Below are 17,887 nucleotides of genomic sequence, written 5' to 3'. Positions count from 1 at the left end.
TCAGGCGGGCGTCGGAATCAAACTTAAATTTCCTTTCAAGGCCCCGTGGGCCTGCCTTTGATGGCAGACAGGCTTGCCTCGAGGTAGTTTACTATTCAAGGTATACAACACTTTCTTTAGGATTTATGATGTCCTTATAATGAAATGGTCGCTTTTGGCCATTTTCATCTAGAATTAATATGGGTAGTATGTCCTTATTTTTGGCATTGTTTTTAAACCAATTTCTGGTGGAAATTTCCTTAGCTATTTTTTCTGTCCGTTGCTCAAAATTATTGGTGGTAATTTTGTAAGACCATGGTACCATATCGGTTTTGTTTGCAAACAAGGAAGAGGCATCCATATGCTCCAATAGGTTTAGACCTACCCCATTTTCAACTGGGGAAACAAGAACTATCCTGTTGGGGATATAGAATGAGTTGTAGGCCAATTGTGCTGAAAGAAGATTAATTTCACTATTGCCCGTTAGTGCTATAAAGGTATTTTTATTTATGGCGTTCGCCGCTTCAAACGCGTCTTCCCTCAGTCCGTTCCCATAGATTGCTTTTACTCCTTGCGCATTGGCTTCGTTCACTAAGTCCTTATTGTAGTCAATAAGTATTACTTCGTTTTGTTCGGCCAGTTGTTTGGCGATGTACAGCCCCAATGGGTTTGCACCAAGTATAAGGTAACCATTTCGAGCGTCTTGTTTTACCAGTTCCCCGCGCTTTTTGAGCCAATTGGTGGTCCACGTTAGGAACACGGGCACCGTAAGGGTGGTAGAAATGGCCATAAATACCAAGATTGAAAAAATTTCCTGTGAAATAATGTTCATCTGAAGGCCTATTCCTGCGATAATTATCTCTACGGCTCCTCTTCCGTTCATACCAGTGCCAATCGTGAACCCTTCTCGCCAACCGTTACCACTGGGCAAGTAGAAGAGTGTGGTTCCTAGTATTTTTCCTACCACGGCACCTGTAATGACACATATCAAAAGGGCCAGGTCTGTTTGAAAGATATCCAAAGTAACATGAAAGCCGGCGGTAACAAAAAAAATGGGGGCTAGAAAACCGATGGAGATATCGTGAAAGACCGCTGAAATATCTTTGAGTATTTGTCTGGAAAACACGTTATCCTTTATAAAAAGTCCGGCCAAAAAGCTTCCCAAAATACCATGTAATCCGGCAAGTTCGGCCAATTCTGAAAAACCAAGCACCATTATTATCAAAATGGTAAAGAGCAGTGTCCGGCTTGTTAGCTTGGCCTTTGTTAGTAATTTTCCCAAAAGAGGAAATAGATAAATGCCGATTAGCAGTGCAAAGGAGAAAAATAGAATTGCTTTCCCTGCGACCCAGACGAGCCCTGCCGTATCAATACTTCCAGCTTCTACATAGCCAATAATTCCAGCAAAAATAATAAGCGCCAAGGTGTCGGATATTAGTGCTCCGGCCATTAGTACATAGGCTATTCGGGTATCAAGAAGTTTAAGGTCTACAAGAATTCTACTCTTTGTGGCCAAGGAAGTTACCCCAACGGCAATACCCACGAATAATCCGGCTATATGGGTACCCCCAAAATGCAGTATGGTATAATAACCAAGGGCAAAAGGCACTACGAATCCCCCTATGGCGGCAAGTAGGCCTGCCCACGAGGCTTTGCCCAAATCCTTAAAGTTGATTTCCATGCCAATATAGGCCATTAGGAATAGTATACCTACTTCCGCCAAAATGTGTAGGTCGTCTGAATTTTCCAGTACGGCCAATAAAGCAGGACCCAAAATTATTCCAATCAAAAGCTCGCCTAAAATGGCGGGAAAGCCCATGCGTTTGGCCAAAACCCCCCCAAGCCAAGCAGCGGCCATTACCAGCAACAAGTTAACTATATTCAATTCTACCATAGGATTAAATTGTGGGTTCGAAATATGATGAGAAATTACCTAATTATTCGATATGCGGCAAGAGGGACCTATAAATATTTTGCAACATAAAAACCTAGGGTAGCCTATGAATAGTGTGATTAATTAAATTTGTGGGCAATGGACAAAATATAAAATTTTTTAAGCCGAGTCCGAGGTTTTTTTGTGATAGATGGCTTTTTTCTATATTAAAAGTTATCTTGCTTCAAATTTTTTTATGGTAGAACTAGCGGGAATAATCGTTCTTGGGATCATTGCACAGTGGGTGGCGTGGCGCTTTAAATTACCAGCCATTTTGCCCCTGATCCTTATAGGACTATTGGTAGGACCTATATCCACATTGTTGACAGAAGACGGCACTAAATTGATAAGACCTATCTGGAATGAGAAAGAGGGCTTATTTTTAGGGGAAAGCCTTTACCATTTTGTTTCCTTGGCCATTGGTGTCATCCTATTTGAAGGTGGACTTACCTTGAAACGTTCCGAAGTAACTAGAGTAGGTCCTGTAATTACCAAATTGATTACCGTGGGCAGTGCAGTTACCTTTTTTTTAGCGGGTGCTGCAGCACATTTTATTTTTGGACTATCCTGGCAAATTTCCTTTTTGTTTTCAGCTCTCATCATCGTGACAGGGCCAACGGTTATTACCCCTATTCTTAGGAATATTCCCTTGAAAAAAGATTTATCGGCGGTATTGAAATGGGAGGGTATATTGATAGATCCTATTGGTGCACTTGTAGCGGTATTGGTTTTTGAGTTCATAAGTATAGGGGAAGGACAGGGGTATACCCAAACTGGACTCTTGGAGTTTGTAAAGGTCTTGTTGTTGGGTTTTACTTTTGGTTTTAGCTTTGCCCATGCTTTGACTCAGGCAATAAAAAGAAATTATGTGCCACATTATTTATTAAATGTGGTATCCTTGTCGGTAGTACTTTCGGTTTTTGTCATCTCCGAACTTTTTGCCCATGAATCGGGTTTATTGGCCGTGGTGGTAATGGGTATGGTCATGGGAAATACCCAGTTGCCCAATATAAAGGAGTTGCTCTACTTTAAAGAGTCCCTTAGCATACTTTTAATTTCTATGCTTTTCATTTTACTTGCGGCAAGTATGAATATACCGGAACTGGAATTGCTTTACAGTCCCAATACATTAATACTTTTTGCCATAGTAGTTTTTGTGGTAAGACCCTTGGGGGTGTTTTTGAGTACCATGCGCTCCAATCTTAACTTTAGGGAAAAATTATTTATTAGTTGGGTAGGGCCAAGGGGTATAGTTGCCGCTGGTATCGCTTCACTTTTTGGTTCCAAATTAATTTTAAGAGGAGAACCGGGAGCAGAGTATATTACACCTTTGGTTTTTATGATTGTTTTGGGGACAGTGCTACTCAACGCATCTACCGCCAGGTTTATGGCTAAATTACTTGGGGTGTTCTTGGAAAAGTCCGAAGGCATTCTAATTGTGGGGGCTTCAAAGGTGCCTAGACTAATTGCCAGTTATTTAAAAAAGAACAATAGGCACGTAGTTTTGATAGACAATAACCAAAACAATATTGAAAAGGCCAAAAACCTTGGTCTGGAGGCCTTTGTTGCCAATATATATTCTGACACCCTTACGGACAATATAGAACTTAACGACGTTGGTTACCTAATGGCATTGACGGGCAACTCCGATATTAACGAATACGCAATTGATACCTTCAAGAAACAATTTGGCGAACAGGGTTCATTTCGACTTGTTAATTCTGAGGAGATGAACGACCCGAACAATAGTCCGCAGGAAGGTCTTTTTTCTCATACTGACGATTTTATTACACTTACCGAAGCTGCCAGAAATAATCCTGTTATTCATGAAATAGATTTAAAGAGCAAAGAACACTATGAGGCACTCATAGAAATTACCAAGGCTGATAAGGATATTGTTCCCATTTTTGTAAAGACTATGGATGGAGATCTAAAAATAATTTCATCATTTAGCAAGAATTTTGAAGATATTAAAGAAGGTTGTAAGTTGGTGTATCTTGGAAAGTTGTTGGAGGCGGATAGGCCTAATAAAAAAACTAAATAAAGGTTTTCCCAGTCGACAATTGTATGAGCATTATGTTGAAGCCTATCTAAATATTGGCCTAAAATAGTATCAATAGACCCAGTACTTAAAGTTAAAATAAAATATATCTGCCTTGAATCCACTTTTAGTTTTAGCCATCATTTCCATTTATTTCGTCCTGTTGATGACCATTTCTTATTTCACCTCAAGAAATAGAAGTGATGAGTCCTATTTTACTGGAGACCGGCAATCTCCTTGGTTTTTGGTTGCCTTTGGAATGGTGGGCGCCGGACTTTCTGGAGTAACTTTTGTTTCCCTGCCCGGAATGGTAGGCAATAACAATTTCTATTTCTACCAATTTATTCTTGGGAATGTAGTGGGCTATTTGTTCATAACCTTTGTCTTGATCCCGTTATACTATAGATTAAGGTTAGTGTCCATTTATGGATACTTAGATCAAAGGTATGGTGTTAAGACCTATAAGACAGGATCATTGTTTTTTTTGGTATCACAATCATTTGGTGCTGCACTTAGGCTATTATTGGCCTCAAAAATTCTACAATTCGCCCTTTTTGATAAGCTTAATATCCCCTTTCCCATTACGGTAATCATCATTTTGGTTTTGGTTTGGTTGTATACCAATAAATCGGGTATAAAGACCATTGTTTGGACAGATACTTTACAGACGACCTTTCTTGTTTTGGGCGCCATAATTACCATCTATACTATTACCACCTCCTTAAATCTGTCGTTTTCAGGGGCCATTAAGCATGTTACGGAGCATACGTATTTTGAGGTTTTCAATTGGGAAAGCAAATCCAGTAATAATTTTTTCAAACAGTTTATTGCGGGTATTCTTGTGGCCATTGCCATGATCGGGCTGGATCAGAATATGATGCAAAAAACGTTGACCTGTAAGAATCAATGGGATGCACAAAAGAACACCTTGACCTATAGCCTAATTTTGGCTTTGACCCAATTCTTGTTTTTGGGACTGGGGATTTTGTTATATAGCTATGCGGAGAATAATGGAATAACTTTGGCAGTGGGAGAAAATGGGGCCTTATTGGACACGGATAATCTGTTTCCGGATTTAGCGTTGAACCACCTTGGCATTTTTGCTGGGATTAGTTTTTTATTGGGAATCATTGCTGCATCATTCTCCAGTGTCGATTCCTCCCTTACCGCGCTAACCACCTCTTTTACCTATGATTTTCTGGATATTTCACATAAATCCAGTGCTAATAAAAAAAGACTTAAGAACTGGGTTTTACTTGGCTTTTCGGGTGTACTGTTTCTAATAATTATGTTATTTGCCAATAGTAGGGGAGATGTGGTATCCCTTATTTTCATGGTTGCAGGTTATACCTACGGTCCACTGTTGGGCCTATATATGTTGGGTATGTTTACCAAGATTGCCGTTAAGGATAAATGGGTGCCTCTTATTTGTGTATTGGCTCCGGTACTTACCTATGTACTGAGTATCTACTTTGCGCAAAACTTTAATTTCGACTTTGGCTTTATCAATATAGCGGTCAATGCCGGACTCACTATTTTAGGGTTGTTATTGGTAAAGCGAAAAGGGGAAACCGTTAAGTCGTCATAGGGTTTTACTTGATAATCTAGTTTAAAACCTGCTTGCCCGTATCCATTCAGGCGGGCGTCGAAATTTAAAATAAGGGTTCTTTCAATGCTACTCGGGCCAGCCTATGTCGGTCGGGCAGTCTTGCCCCGAGGTAGTTTACTTTCTTTAATCGTTGAGCTTAAGTACCGCCATAAAGGCCTGCTGTGGTATTTCTACATTACCCACCTGGCGCATACGTTTTTTACCCTTTTTTTGTTTTTCCAGCAATTTTCGCTTTCGCGAGATATCACCTCCATAACATTTGGCGGTTACATCCTTTCTTAGAGCTTTAATGGTTTCCCTGGAAATAATTTTGGCCCCGATTGCGGCTTGTATGGGAATATCAAATTGTTGCCTTGGAATCAGTTCGCGAAGCTTTTCGCACATTTTTTTTCCGATATTGGCCGCATTGTCCGCATGTATTAGGGCGGACAAGGCATCTACAGGTTGTGCATTGAGCAGAATATCTACCCTTACCAACTTAGAGGTGCGCATGCCTATAGGTGCATAATCGAAGGAGGCATATCCTTTGGAAACGGTTTTTAGCCTGTCGTAAAAGTCGAATACAATTTCTGCCAATGGCATATCAAAATTTAATTCTACCCTTTCTGTGGTCAAATAGGTTTGGTTGGTAATCTGCCCTCTTTTGTCGATACATAAAGACATAACATTACCCACAAAATCGGCTTTGGTAATAATCGTAGCCTTAATATATGGTTCCTCTACGTGATCCAAAGTTGATGGGTCTGGCAGATCCGATGGATTATTAACTATAATGGGTACCTCTGGATTCTTACGCGTAAAGGCATGGTAGCTTACGTTGGGCACGGTGGTGATTACCGTCATGTCGAATTCGCGCTCCAAACGTTCTTGGATAATCTCCATGTGAAGCATTCCCAAGAAACCGCAACGAAACCCAAAGCCAAGGGCAGCACTGCTTTCTGGTGTAAATACCAAGGAAGCATCGTTTAACTGTAACTTCTCCATAGAGGAGCGCAGTTCTTCATAATCTTCCGTATCAACCGGATAAATACCGGCAAATACCATAGGTTTAACATCTTCAAAACCACCAATTGGGTTTTTGGTAGGATTGGCAGCGTCTGTAATGGTATCCCCTACTTTTACTTCCCGGGCATCTTTTATTCCGGTAATTAGATAACCTACATCCCCGGCCTTTATACTTTGTTTGGGGTGCTGTACCAGCTTTAGGGTACCCACCTCATCAGCGAAATAGTTTTTGTCAGTGGCTACAAATTTAATTTTTTGACCTTTCTTTATTTCCCCATTAATAACCCTAAAATAGGTTTCTACCCCTCTGAACGGATTATATACCGAATCAAATACCAAGGCCTGGAGGGATTCATCCGGATTGCCCTTGGGGGCTGGTATACGTTCTATAATGGCAGTCAAAATTTCCTGGATGCCAAGACCCGATTTGGCGCTCGCCGGAATAACATCCTCTGGCTTACAACCCAATAAGTCAACTATATCATCGGTAACCTCTTCTGGGTTCGCACTGGGTAAGTCTACCTTGTTTAATACGGGAATTATCTCCAGATCGTTCTCCAAAGCCAAATAAAGGTTTGAAATGGTTTGCGCCTGTATGCTTTGTGCCGCATCCACGACCAATAAGGCACCCTCACAGGCCGCTATGGAACGGGATACTTCATAGGAAAAATCTACGTGTCCCGGAGTATCTATAAGATTGAGTACATATTTTTCGCCCTCATGCTCATAATCCATTTGTATGGCATGGCTCTTAATGGTGATACCACGCTCGCGTTCAAGATCCATACTGTCCAATAGCTGGTCCTGCTTTTCCCTTTCCGTTACCGAACCGGTAAAGTCCAACAACCTATCGGCCAAAGTACTCTTGCCGTGATCAATATGTGCTATAATGCAGAAATTCCTTATGTTATTCATCTATGCTTAGATTTACGTGTACTGAGTTTAACCTAGGAGTATTTGTTCCACACCAAGGCGCTTCAGTATTCCTTTTCCCATGATCGGCATTCTATTTAATGCTAATGCAAATCAAACCAAATGCAAAGATAGGCTTTATCCACGATTATTAATGTAAAAATCTCTTGGGCCTATTCCATCCAAAAGTATATTACAAAAATTAAAATTAATGGTGGTATTTAAATTGGGCAGAAGTTAAAATTGCGGTTTTTTACTACAAAAAGCAAAGAAAATATTGCTAGTAGTTAAGAAAAAGTTAACTTTAAAAATTTTTATAACGGATATGCCACTGTTTGTGACAATGTTAAAGGTTTCGACCCTATTCTTTCTCCTAGTTTGCATCCCGTTGGTGGGGCAGGAATACAAGGTTTCAGGCCATGTTAAGCAAACAGATGGTGCCGAGTTAGCTTTTGCAAATATACTACTTTATAAAGTATCCGATACCAGTTTTTTTAAAGGTGCTGCATCCGATGAAAAAGGCTTTTTTTCTTTTGATAATATAATCGGCAACCAATATTTAGTGCGTGCCAGTTATATAGGAAGCTATTCCAACTATAAATTGGTAGAGGTAAATTCCGATTTGGATATAGGGCCCCTCTTTATAGATGATAAAGGCCAGGAATTGAATGAGGTGGTCGTAGTCTCCCAAAAACCAACATTGGAACAAAAGGTAGATCGCTTGGTCTTTAATATTGAGAACACGGCGCTTTCAGATTCGGACTTATGGGATGTTCTCAAGAGTACTCCAACCGTATTTGTTATGAACGATGAGATTAAGGTGAAAGGGGAGAGCGGGGTTCAAATAATGATCAACGATAAGAAAGTGAACCTTCCGCCAGAAGATATTCTTAATCTATTAAGTGGTACTTCGGCAAAAGGGGTACAGTCTATCGAGGTGATAACAACACCCCCAGCGAAATATGATGCCGAAGGTGGGACCTTGATCAATATTAAAATGAAAAAGAATTTAATTGCCGGGTATAACGGCGCCATATACAACAGATATAGTCAGGGTGTTTTTCCCCGGCAAATGTTGGGTACCAGTCACTATTTTAAAGGGAGGCGGTTGGAGGCCTCATTTAATTATAGTTTTACACAGAACAAATTCTTAACTACCTATACAGATATCACCAATTTTATTGAGGATTCCCAAATTATCGATATCTGGACTTCCGATTTGGAGGTTATTTATAGAAGTAAGAAACACAATACTAGCGCTTTTTTGGATTATGTCATAAATGACAATAATACCCTTAGTTTTTCATCAATTGCCACCTTTACACCATCTTATTTAACTAGGGATTTTTCTGATACAAAAATACAGGATGCCAATAGCAGTGAAACCTCTGGGTTTTATACAGAGAACAATGCCAAGTTTAAATCTGTCAACTCGGCGTTTTATTTGGATTATGTGCACAAATTCAATGATTCGGGGTCTAGACTGGGCTTGAATTCGCATTATACTCATTATGCCTATGATAAAAATCAGGCATTGGAAACGGATTTTTATGACGGGAACGGGGTTACCGTAGGAGAGAACGATTTTAACACTTATAATAAACAGCATACCCATTTATACAGTGTTCAAGCTGATTATTCTACACCTCTTGGGAATAATGCCAATTTTGAATCGGGAATAAAGTATGCCCTAATAGATTCTGAAAGTTATATAGCCCAAGAAGGTTTTGACCGAAACCAGGAAGGCATTGAGCCAACGGAAGATGGTACATTTTTTTACGATGAAGAAATTTATTCGGGCTATGCCAGCTTTGATGCCAAATGGAACAATTGGACAATGAAATCTGGGCTTAGGGCTGAGTATACAGAAACCAAGGGGGATTTTAGTAATAGTACGGACAAGATTAAAAATCGGTATTTAGAATTGTTCCCTACCTTATTTTTCCAATATAACCCTAATAGAAAACATAGATTCGGGGCTAGCTATAAAAGAAGTATCATAAGGCCAAGTTATAATAAGATTAATCCTTTTCAAGTTTTTCAAAGTAATAATTCCGTGGTGGAGGGCAATGTAAATCTTCAGCCTTCCTTTAAGAATTCGGTAATCCTATCATACACCTACAATAAAGATTACACCTTTGAGCTTTTTTATAGATATCATAGGAATATTATAAGGTTGTTGACCTTTCAGGACAATGAAAGTAAATTTTTAAGATTTATATCGGATAATATAGATCGTGAATTGGCCTATGGATTGGATTTTATTTACAGGAAGGACATCGCCAATTTCTGGGACACCTATTTCCTTTCTTCCTATTATTATGGGACGGAGCGTTTTACAGATATTTTATCACAGCAAACCTTGGACCAGGGATTGTGGACACTCTTGTTACAATTCAATAATAATTTTACCATGCTGGAAGACAAATCGCTAACGGCCAGCCTAAATTATACCTATGTATCCCCTATCGTTCTTGGGAATTCGAGACAGGAATATTACAATGAATGGGGGATTTCCATTAAAAAGAATATTTGGGGAAAAAAAGCGAGCGTTACTATGGGTTTGACGGATATTTTTAAGCAGTTTAAATTAAAAAATACCCGTAAGTACGGCAATCAGGATAATATATCTATTTACAGGCCTAATGGGAGGATATTTTCAGTTGGATTTAGATATAATTTTGGCAATATGAAGATTCGCGACAACTATAAATCCAAAGATACGGACGAAAGGGACCGACTCTAAAAACCGCCCAACAAGGCCCCACAAACCCCTAGGCTTATCAGCATATACACCCCTGCCAGTATAAACAACACCTTACCGGCCTTTCTCTTTTGCTTGGACCTCAATATAAAGCCTATCACCATCAATAAGATTGCAGGTCCAAACATGATCAATAACAAGATCACGAAAAGGCCATCCAAGTTGCCTACTTCTAAAGGAAGGTGTAAATTGTACATAGCTAAATTGAAGATTAAATATACCATAATATACAATGTGCTTTTAATGTTTTAAGCTCAAATGACAAGACAGATCTTAGTTGTGTTCCACTTCCCCCTTTAGTTCGTTCAGACGTTTTATTTTATCGTCCCGGTAGAAGAGGTTCATAGTTTCGAAGGGTATAATTTTATAATCCTTGTTTACGATGTGAACACAGGACTTCTTAATGGCCCGAACGTCAAAATTATAGGCATCAATAAATTGCATAATTATGATTCTGAACAAATTGTCGTAGCCCATATTGGGAGCATCGATTTCCGGAAGGCAGCACATGATGGATTTTAAATTTTCGGAAGCTTTTTCAACCGATTTTCCCGTGCTGAAAAGCTGTATCATTTTTTCATGTAGTTGTTCGTCCTGCTCGTAGATAATGGTATTCTTACCACTATTAAGCAGGTCGTCGGGATTTATATACCGAGTTAATGGTGTTACTTCGTTCCCCATTTTTAAGGCATATCCCATGACCAGTGCATCAGGATTGCAGGGAACGGGAATAAGATCGTCCGGTTCAAAAATTGGGGATTGTTCCAAAATTTTACGTCTAACCTCGGTTAGGGTAATCCTATTTTCGTCAACCTGAAAATTCTCAAGCCTTCCTGCAATTTGGGTGGGCTGAAAAGTAACTCCCCGAACGCATTTTTGTTTAAGGGCAAAATCAATGGTGGAGCCCATTTCATGGTCGTTAAGACCTTTTTGCAAGGTAACTACCAAAGTTGTGGAAAGGTTTAAGGTATTAAGATGTTCTAAGGCCTTTAACCTTGTTTGTTTTAAATCTGCACCTCGCAGTGTGCGTGAAACCTGTTCATCCAGGGAGTCGAACTGTAGATAAATTTCAAAATCGGGGGCGTAAGTGGCCAGTCTTTCCGCAAAGGCAAAATCCTTGGCAATTTGAATGCCGTTGGTATTTACCATTAGGTGCCTAATGGGCAACGATTTGGCATAATCCAATATTTCAAAAAATTGTGGATGTATGGTAGGTTCACCACCACTGATCTGGACTACATCCGGCTCGCCTTCGTTTTTTACGATTACATCCAACATCTTTTTTATTTCTTCCAGGGTTCTATGTCTACCATTGTGGGGAGAAGAGGAAGCATAACAGGTAGGGCAGCTAAGGTTGCAGCGGTCAGTAACTTCCACCACCGTAAGGCAGGAGTGTTGCTCATGATCAGGACACAGTCCACAATCATATGGGCAGCCATAATGGGTTTTGGTGTTAAAGGTCTTAGGGTATTCGGAAGCCTTGTTGTAATTGCGTATATTTTTGTAATACGCAATATCGTCGGCAATAATTACTTTTGATTTTCCGTGCTCCCTGCAATTTTTGAGCATATAGACCTTTTCATCTTCAAAGACGATCTTGGCATCTATCCGTCTTAGGCATTCTGGGCAAAGACTTAGGGTAAAATCATAGTAGGTATAATTTCTTGTAGGCATATTTAATGGCTTCTCCGACGGATTTATAATAATACAACAAACAAAGTAAGCATAAATATTGAATGCTGCTCAGGCCAATTAGGAAATAGGTATTCGGCTTTAAAAATTCCAGTATAAACCTAAATGAAAAGTAACTTATCATAAAAATTTTGAAATAGCTGCCATTTTTAAAGGGCTGTGCGGATTTCTGAAGTTGTTGGATCAGGAAGAACAGGCCTATTAAAAAAAATATTTCATAAAGAGCGATGGGATGCCTGGAAAGTCCGTCGCCTAAGTCCATACCAAAATAAAAAGTAGTTTCTTTTCCGTAGGTAAATTCCTTTGTTCCAGCCAAAAAGCAACCCATCCTACCTATTGCGATTCCTAGAATTATGGGCAGGGTGAACAGATCTCCGGAAGACTGCTTTTCCCCAATTACTTTTTTTACCAACTCCACACCCAATAATCCGCCAAAGAGTCCGCCCATAATAGTTTTGTTGTTAAGGAGGGATATTATGCCTTGGGAGTAATGTAAGGGCGGATTTTCTAAAAAGGCAATTAATCGGGAAAAAAAAAGGGCACCAAAAACTGCTCCAATAATGATGGACAAACGGTTATTGGTAGAGATGGTGTCCGTTGTTCGTTTTCTTAAATAGAGATAATAACGAAACCCTAGAAAAAAGGCCAAATATTCCAGCACTAAATGCACATTGACTTTTATGCCGAACAAAATTGGCTCGTATGGCAGAGAGATAAGAGATAACATAGGGGCTAATGTACTTTATAATTAAATTTCCCAATGCAATATTAAGATCGAAATATATCTAAAATTGAATTTTGTTATTGGTTTCGTTTAGCTGTTATACTATTCTTATCCCTTGGAATTTAGGATTATAGAATTTTTCAGTAATTTTGCAGTCCCAAAATTTAAAGGATATCAGTTGTGCCTAAAATAGGAGACATTCAATTACCGGATTTCCCATTGTTGCTTGCACCAATGGAAGATGTTAGTGACCCGCCCTTCCGCGCCTTGTGCAAGGAGCAGGGAGCAGATGTGGTGTACACTGAATTTATTTCCTCGGAAGGACTAATTCGCGATGCCGCCAAAAGCGTCATGAAGTTGGATATTTACGAAAAGGAACGTCCTGTGGGGATACAGATTTTTGGTGCCAACTTGGACTCCATGCTTCAATCTGTGGAGATAGTGGAAAAGTCCGGGCCCGATATTATTGATATCAACTTTGGTTGTCCGGTTAAAAAAGTAGTAAGTAAAGGTGCAGGTGCCGGAATCCTTAAGGATATAGACTTAATGGTTTCTTTGACCAAGGCCATGGTAGAGCATACCAAACTACCCGTTACGGTAAAGACCCGCCTGGGATGGGATTCCGATTCCATTAAAATTGTTGAGGTTGCGGAGCGCCTTCAAGATGTTGGATGCAAGGCAATTTCCATTCACGGGAGAACACGGGTACAGATGTACAAGGGGGAAGCCGATTGGAGACCTATAGCGGAGGTAAAGAACAACCAGCGGATGCATATTCCTATTTTTGGAAATGGTGATGTAGATTCCCCTGAAATGGCTATGAAAATGAGGGCCGAATATGGCTTGGACGGAGCCATGATAGGCAGGGCCAGTATAGGCTATCCTTGGTTCTTTAAGGAAGTGAAGCACTTTTTTAAAACAGGGACCCATGCCACACCACCTACCATGGAGGAGCGTGTTGATGCTGCCCGCCGTCATTTACAAATGGCCATAGACTGGAAAGGGGAGCAGTTGGGCGTTTTTGAAACCCGGAGGCACTATACCAATTATTTCAAGGGAATACCCAATTTTAAGGAGTATAGAATGAAGATGGTCACCAGTGACCATTCTACAGATGTGTTTGATGCTTTTGATGAGGTAATGGAAAAATTCGGGGATTTCGAATTTGTGGGCTAATGCGCTATTAATTTTTTGTTGATCCTACTGCTGGCAATGAAGGAGGCAATTATGCCCAGCACAATGATGGTGGCCAATACTATCAAAACGTTGATCAAACTGTATTCTACAGGATAGGACAGGCTAGGAGTTATTTTTAGCCATCCAAAGGCCAATTGGGACCATATTAACAAGGAGCCCAAAAATACGCCGATCAAGCCGCCCATTCCCGTGACCAATATCCCTTGGACAAAGTAAATTTTTCGAAGTGCCTTAATGGTCGTACCCAAATTAAACAAGGTTTTGGAATTCTGCTGTTTGTCCAGGATCATCATGATAATGGCACCAACTACATTAAAAAGGGCAATGATAAGCACTAGGGTAAAAATAAGATAGGTGGCCAGGTTTTCCGTATTCAACATTCGGTACAGGGTACTGTTCAATTCTCTACGGTCCTTTAAAACGACCTGACCCGGAAAAATAGTTTCAATTTTGTTCCTAAGTTGAGGAACATTGACATCTTGCGTCAATTTAAAATTTATACCAGATATCTGGGTACTGTCTTTCTCCAGCATGGCTTGTACCATGGGTAGATCGGCAAAAATATATTTTCTGTCCAACTCCTCCTCAATTTGGTAAATACCACTAATGACCAAGGAGGTCTCATTATAGCTGTCCTTTAATAGCCGTTGGCCCAAGAGGCCTTTGCCCGGTTTAGGGACTCGGATAATTAACGGACTTCTAAAATTGTTGATGCTCAATCCCAATAGATTTACAATTCCCTGTCCAGCAACCCCTTGTAGGCCGTTTATGGCCCAATCGCCATAAAAATAAAGGCTACTATCAATAGGTGTAGTTTTTATAAAGGTAGAATCGATTCCTTTTATGTAGGCAATATGGGCTTTTTGGTCATGGGTCAGGTATACTTTTTCTTCAATTTCCTTGGAATAGGCCACTACGTCTTGTAGTTGTTGAAGTGCTTGGTCCTGGGATTCCGATACGCTAAAGAATTTCCCCGTTAGCGGTAAGGCCTTTAGGTCAGGGTCTACCATATTCGTATAGGCAAGGCTAAAGGTTTTTAGTCCCGCAAAACCGGAAAGCACAATAAAGAGCGCTGCCGATCCAATAACGATGACCAGAAAAGTAATAAAATTGATAATGTTTACCGCATTTTGGCTACTCTTGGAACGCAAGTACCGCTTTGCTATGTATAAAGGGAAGTTCAATCTTATGATTTTTTCCTTTTTTCCAGTAGATCAGGATTCTTAACAGGGTTTTCTTCGCCCTTAAGCGATTTTTCAATGCCGTCTATATATTCCAAGGAATCGTCCAAGAAGAACAATAGTTCAGGTACCCGTCTTAGCTGATTTTTGGTGCGCTGGGCTAGTTCGTGCTTTATCAGCGGCTGATTGGATTTAATTCCGTCCAATAATTCCTTTCCCTTGGTAGCAGGAAAAATGCTTACATAGATCTTGGCGATGGAAAGGTCTGTGGTGACCGACACTTTGGATACCGAAATTAGCGTACCTTTCAGTCCACCGTCGGTTGCAGCACGTTGTAAAATATCCGCGATATCTTTTTGTATGACCCCGCCTATTTTCTTCTGTCTTTGTGTCTCCATGGCACAAAAATACGATATATTTATATAGATTCTATGATTGGGTACGGATTAGCATCAGATTATTCGGAATGTAGTATTTTTGAAAGAAAGGGTTGCTAAGTCCTTTATGGAATCAAATTATTTGATGGGTGGTGGCTGGGACAAGATGGACACAAGGAAATTGACTTGGACCTAATATGGTAAATATGAAGAAAATTGAACATCTGGGAATAGCGGTACATGATTTGGAGGCTTCTAACACCTTGTTTGCAAAAATCTTGGGAGTACCCCATTATAAGATCGAGGAAGTGACTTCAGAAGGGGTAAAGACCTCCTTTTTTAAGGCAGGCCCCAACAAGATTGAGTTATTGCAGGCTTTGGATGACAATAGCCCTGTTGCCAAATTTTTGGCGAAGAGGGGAGAGGGGGTACATCATGTTGCCTTTGCGGTGGATGATATAGTGGCCGAAATGGAGCGTTTGACCCAAGAAGGGTTTACGGTCTTGAATAAAATTCCCAAAAGGGGTGCGGACAATAAATTGGTGGCTTTTTTACATCCCAAAGGGACCAATGGGGTGTTGATAGAGCTCTGTCAGGAAGACCCTTTATCAAAACTTGAAAGCAAGAAGGAATGATATTTGCAATCAATTGAATAAATACGCATTATTAAGCTTCCAATTTTGTTTGCAGTGTTGGAAAATAAGTAGTAATATTGCATCCGCAATTTGCGGTTCCCGATTGCTTTTTCAAATAAGCGTATTTGATACAAGAAGTAAAAAAGGAAACGGTCCTATAGCTCAGTTGGTTAGAGCACCTGACTCATAATCAGGTGGTCCCTGGTTCGAGCCCAGGTGGGACCACATAGAAATCAGACAGTTACATAAATTTGTAACTGTCTTTTTTGTTTTTCGGCGTGCTTTCGGCGTGCTTTTTTGGAAACCATTTCTCCCGTACTTAACATAAGCAAGTATATTAAAACACATTCCCTAAAGAATAATGGATCAAGTCAAAAATCTGGGTTTTTCCCATTTTAAGAATATAATTTAATCAAGCGATATAAGAAGTATTCGGTATTCCTGACTCCCCTAAATTGTGATCTAAAAGCCTTTACTTTTGCATTAAAGGATTCTGCTGAAGCATTTGTACTTCTGTTTAAAAAATAGTTGAGTACGGAGCGGTAATTTAAAGCAATACTATTGGCTACCGTTTGGAAGCTCTTAAATCCCGACTCCTCTACATCTTTGTACCAGTGGGCTAATTTGGTGTAAGCTATTTTAATATCTATGGCTTGGTTGAAAATATTCCTCAAGCCTTGAACAAGTCCATAGGCTTTCTTTAATTCCGGGTATTCGTCAAACAATATCCGTCCCCTCTCTTTCTGATTTGGAGTCCATTTATCCGGGGATTTATACAGTAGATATCTACTCCTGGCCAGGAGTTGTTTTGAGCTATCGCCATTGGAAAAAGTCACAGGTTTAAATTCTTTGTCGTCTGCTCTGGATAGCTTTATCCGTTCATTTTCTTGATCCAAAGCTTCCCATCGGTATTTGATACGAAGATCTTGGAGCGCCTCTATAGCGAGCTTCTGTACATGGAACCTGTCCGTTACCTGGATGGCTTTCGGGAAACATTTGGTGGAGATCGTTTTCATAGAGTTTGCCATGTCCAAGGTGATCTCTTTCACTTTAGCACGCCTCTTTGCCGGGATCTTCAAGAGTTGTTCGATAATAGGCTCCACTTTAGTTCCGTGGAATATCCCGACCAAAGCCCCTTTCTTTCCTTTGGCCTTCTTATTGGTAATGATGGTATAGAGCTCCCCCTTGGAGAGTGCCGTTTCGTCAATGGACAGATAGGGTCCTATATTCTCTGGGAATATAAGCCACTCTTTGGCATGGCTCTTATGCTCCCATTGCTTAAAATCACTTAAGTGATCCTTATAATGTCTTTGAAGCCTTTTCCCGGACATACCATACTGGTGCCCAAGTTGTTGGCTGCTCAGAGCAGTATTATCCGTCGATTTCTTTTAAAAAAGCAGCAAACTCTTTTGATATTCGAGTCCCCTGTGCAATAAATTCATCCCATTCACGACTTACTTTAATCCACTTTTCATCAAGTAGAACGTCCCAACGCCTTCGTTTAAGATTTAAGGACAGTAGATTGTCTCGAACGGGATAATCCTCGATTATTCGGGGCTCCATGAAGCCACTGGCTTTATACTTGCAATCCTTGTACTTGGATGGTATTTGTTTTTTCTCCTCCAAATATATCGTTAGACGGTTCTCGTACAAAACATGCTTTATAGGCTTCTTATCGAATCCAACAATATCAAAATACTCTAATATTCCTTCTGGTAATATTAAACTTAACAAGGATAACTCAGTGCCTTTATTCATCAATGTAATTTAAAGCACAAAGAAAATTATTTTTCTCTTCAGACCCAACTTTTGGGATTGATCCAGAATAATGCTCTACT

14 protein-coding genes and 1 tRNA gene are annotated in these 17,887 nt (G+C 40.1%); 6 read left to right on the top strand and 9 right to left on the bottom strand.

The window, feature by feature from the left end; genetic code table 11:
* Nucleotides 1-91: 91 nt before the first annotated feature.
* Nucleotides 92-1,873 (bottom strand): cation:proton antiporter, encoded by a 1,782-nt coding sequence (locus MWU84_RS07055; protein ID WP_246899941.1) that lies wholly within the window; start codon nt 1,871-1,873, stop codon nt 92-94.
* Nucleotides 1,874-2,108: 235 nt separating this feature from the next.
* Here MWU84_RS07055 and MWU84_RS07050 point away from each other — a divergent pair, with 235 nt between their 5' ends.
* Nucleotides 2,109-3,956 carry a sodium:proton antiporter gene (locus MWU84_RS07050; protein WP_246899939.1) on the top strand — a complete coding sequence of 616 codons (1,848 nt, stop codon included), beginning with the start codon at nt 2,109-2,111 and terminating at the stop codon, nt 3,954-3,956.
* A 112-nt stretch (nt 3,957-4,068) separates the two neighbouring features.
* Nucleotides 4,069-5,541, top strand: coding sequence for a sodium:solute symporter (locus MWU84_RS07045; protein WP_246899935.1), 1,473 nt, complete (start codon nt 4,069-4,071; stop codon nt 5,539-5,541).
* Between the two features lie 144 nt (nt 5,542-5,685).
* On the opposite strand, the gene lepA is transcribed toward MWU84_RS07045, so the two are convergent.
* Nucleotides 5,686-7,482 (bottom strand): translation elongation factor 4, encoded by a 1,797-nt coding sequence (gene lepA / locus MWU84_RS07040; protein WP_246899932.1) that lies wholly within the window; start codon nt 7,480-7,482, stop codon nt 5,686-5,688.
* Between the two features lie 322 nt (nt 7,483-7,804).
* Here lepA and MWU84_RS07035 point away from each other — a divergent pair, with 322 nt between their 5' ends.
* Nucleotides 7,805-10,225, top strand: coding sequence for an outer membrane beta-barrel family protein (locus tag MWU84_RS07035; RefSeq protein WP_246899929.1), 2,421 nt, complete (start codon nt 7,805-7,807; stop codon nt 10,223-10,225).
* Here MWU84_RS07035 and MWU84_RS07030 read toward each other — a convergent pair.
* The 3 genes from MWU84_RS07030 to MWU84_RS07020 form a co-directional block, all read right to left on the bottom strand.
* Entirely contained in the window at nt 10,222-10,440 is a 219-nt protein-coding gene (locus tag MWU84_RS07030) for a hypothetical protein (protein WP_246899925.1), read from the bottom strand. The genes MWU84_RS07035 and MWU84_RS07030 overlap by 4 nt on opposite strands.
* Nucleotides 10,441-10,516: 76 nt before the next feature.
* Entirely contained in the window at nt 10,517-11,917 is a 1,401-nt protein-coding gene (locus MWU84_RS07025) for a radical SAM protein (protein WP_246899923.1), read from the bottom strand.
* Nucleotides 11,889-12,662 carry a prolipoprotein diacylglyceryl transferase family protein gene (locus MWU84_RS07020; protein ID WP_246899921.1) on the bottom strand — a complete coding sequence of 258 codons (774 nt, stop codon included), beginning with the start codon at nt 12,660-12,662 and terminating at the stop codon, nt 11,889-11,891. Before MWU84_RS07020 ends, MWU84_RS07025 begins: the two co-directional genes overlap by 29 nt.
* A gap of 177 nt (nt 12,663-12,839) precedes the next feature.
* Between MWU84_RS07020 and dusB the strand changes: the two genes are divergently transcribed.
* A complete protein-coding gene (gene dusB / locus MWU84_RS07015; RefSeq protein WP_246899920.1) occupies nt 12,840-13,835 on the top strand; it encodes a tRNA dihydrouridine synthase DusB in 996 nt (331 codons plus the stop codon).
* On the opposite strand, the gene MWU84_RS07010 is transcribed toward dusB, so the two are convergent.
* On the bottom strand, nt 13,832-15,040 hold the full coding sequence (locus MWU84_RS07010) for an FtsX-like permease family protein (RefSeq protein ID WP_246899918.1): 1,209 nt from the start codon (nt 15,038-15,040) through the stop codon (nt 13,832-13,834). The genes dusB and MWU84_RS07010 overlap by 4 nt on opposite strands.
* Nucleotides 15,041-15,042: 2 nt before the next feature.
* On the bottom strand, nt 15,043-15,435 hold the full coding sequence (rbfA, locus tag MWU84_RS07005) for a 30S ribosome-binding factor RbfA (RefSeq protein WP_117021108.1): 393 nt from the start codon (nt 15,433-15,435) through the stop codon (nt 15,043-15,045).
* Nucleotides 15,436-15,620: 185 nt separating this feature from the next.
* On the opposite strand from rbfA, the gene mce reads away from it, so the two are divergent.
* The gene (gene mce, locus MWU84_RS07000) at nt 15,621-16,049 is read left to right on the top strand and encodes a methylmalonyl-CoA epimerase (protein WP_246899915.1); all 429 of its coding nucleotides are present in this window, start codon (nt 15,621-15,623) and stop codon (nt 16,047-16,049) included.
* A gap of 151 nt (nt 16,050-16,200) precedes the next feature.
* Nucleotides 16,201-16,274 (top strand) — tRNA-Ile (locus MWU84_RS06995).
* Nucleotides 16,275-16,444: 170 nt separating this feature from the next.
* Here MWU84_RS06995 and MWU84_RS06990 read toward each other — a convergent pair.
* Both MWU84_RS06990 and MWU84_RS06985 read right to left on the bottom strand, forming a co-directional pair.
* Entirely contained in the window at nt 16,445-17,380 is a 936-nt protein-coding gene (locus MWU84_RS06990) for a transposase (RefSeq protein WP_246899913.1), read from the bottom strand.
* Nucleotides 17,381-17,420: 40 nt separating this feature from the next.
* The gene (locus MWU84_RS06985; protein ID WP_246899910.1) at nt 17,421-17,807 is read right to left on the bottom strand and encodes a hypothetical protein; all 387 of its coding nucleotides are present in this window, start codon (nt 17,805-17,807) and stop codon (nt 17,421-17,423) included.
* Between the last annotated feature and the right edge of the window lie 80 nt (nt 17,808-17,887).

This window comes from Arenibacter sp. F20364 (genome assembly GCF_023015905.1).
Lineage (GTDB): Bacteria > Bacteroidota > Bacteroidia > Flavobacteriales > Flavobacteriaceae > Arenibacter.
The sequence above is the reverse complement of the archived record's forward strand: the minus strand, read 5'-3'. Positions and strand labels throughout refer to the sequence as shown.

What these genes read in the sequence shown, in the direction of transcription:
- MWU84_RS07055 (WP_246899941.1), bottom strand. Translation starts at nt 1,873, where the DNA reads ATGGTAGAATTGAATATAGTTAACTTGTTGCTGGTAATGGCCGCTGCT.
- MWU84_RS07050 (WP_246899939.1), top strand. Translation starts at nt 2,109, where the DNA reads ATGGTAGAACTAGCGGGAATAATCGTTCTTGGGATCATTGCACAGTGG.
- lepA (WP_246899932.1), bottom strand. Translation starts at nt 7,482, where the DNA reads ATGAATAACATAAGGAATTTCTGCATTATAGCACATATTGATCACGGC.
- MWU84_RS07035 (WP_246899929.1), top strand. Translation starts at nt 7,805, where the DNA reads ATGCCACTGTTTGTGACAATGTTAAAGGTTTCGACCCTATTCTTTCTC.
- MWU84_RS07030 (WP_246899925.1), bottom strand. Translation starts at nt 10,440, where the DNA reads ATGTACAATTTACACCTTCCTTTAGAAGTAGGCAACTTGGATGGCCTT.
- MWU84_RS07025 (WP_246899923.1), bottom strand. Translation starts at nt 11,917, where the DNA reads ATGCCTACAAGAAATTATACCTACTATGATTTTACCCTAAGTCTTTGC.
- MWU84_RS07020 (WP_246899921.1), bottom strand. Translation starts at nt 12,662, where the DNA reads ATGTTATCTCTTATCTCTCTGCCATACGAGCCAATTTTGTTCGGCATA.
- rbfA (WP_117021108.1), bottom strand. Translation starts at nt 15,435, where the DNA reads ATGGAGACACAAAGACAGAAGAAAATAGGCGGGGTCATACAAAAAGAT.
- mce (WP_246899915.1), top strand. Translation starts at nt 15,621, where the DNA reads ATGAAGAAAATTGAACATCTGGGAATAGCGGTACATGATTTGGAGGCT.
- MWU84_RS06990 (WP_246899913.1), bottom strand. Translation starts at nt 17,380, where the DNA reads ATGTCCGGGAAAAGGCTTCAAAGACATTATAAGGATCACTTAAGTGAT.
- MWU84_RS06985 (WP_246899910.1), bottom strand. Translation starts at nt 17,807, where the DNA reads ATGAATAAAGGCACTGAGTTATCCTTGTTAAGTTTAATATTACCAGAA.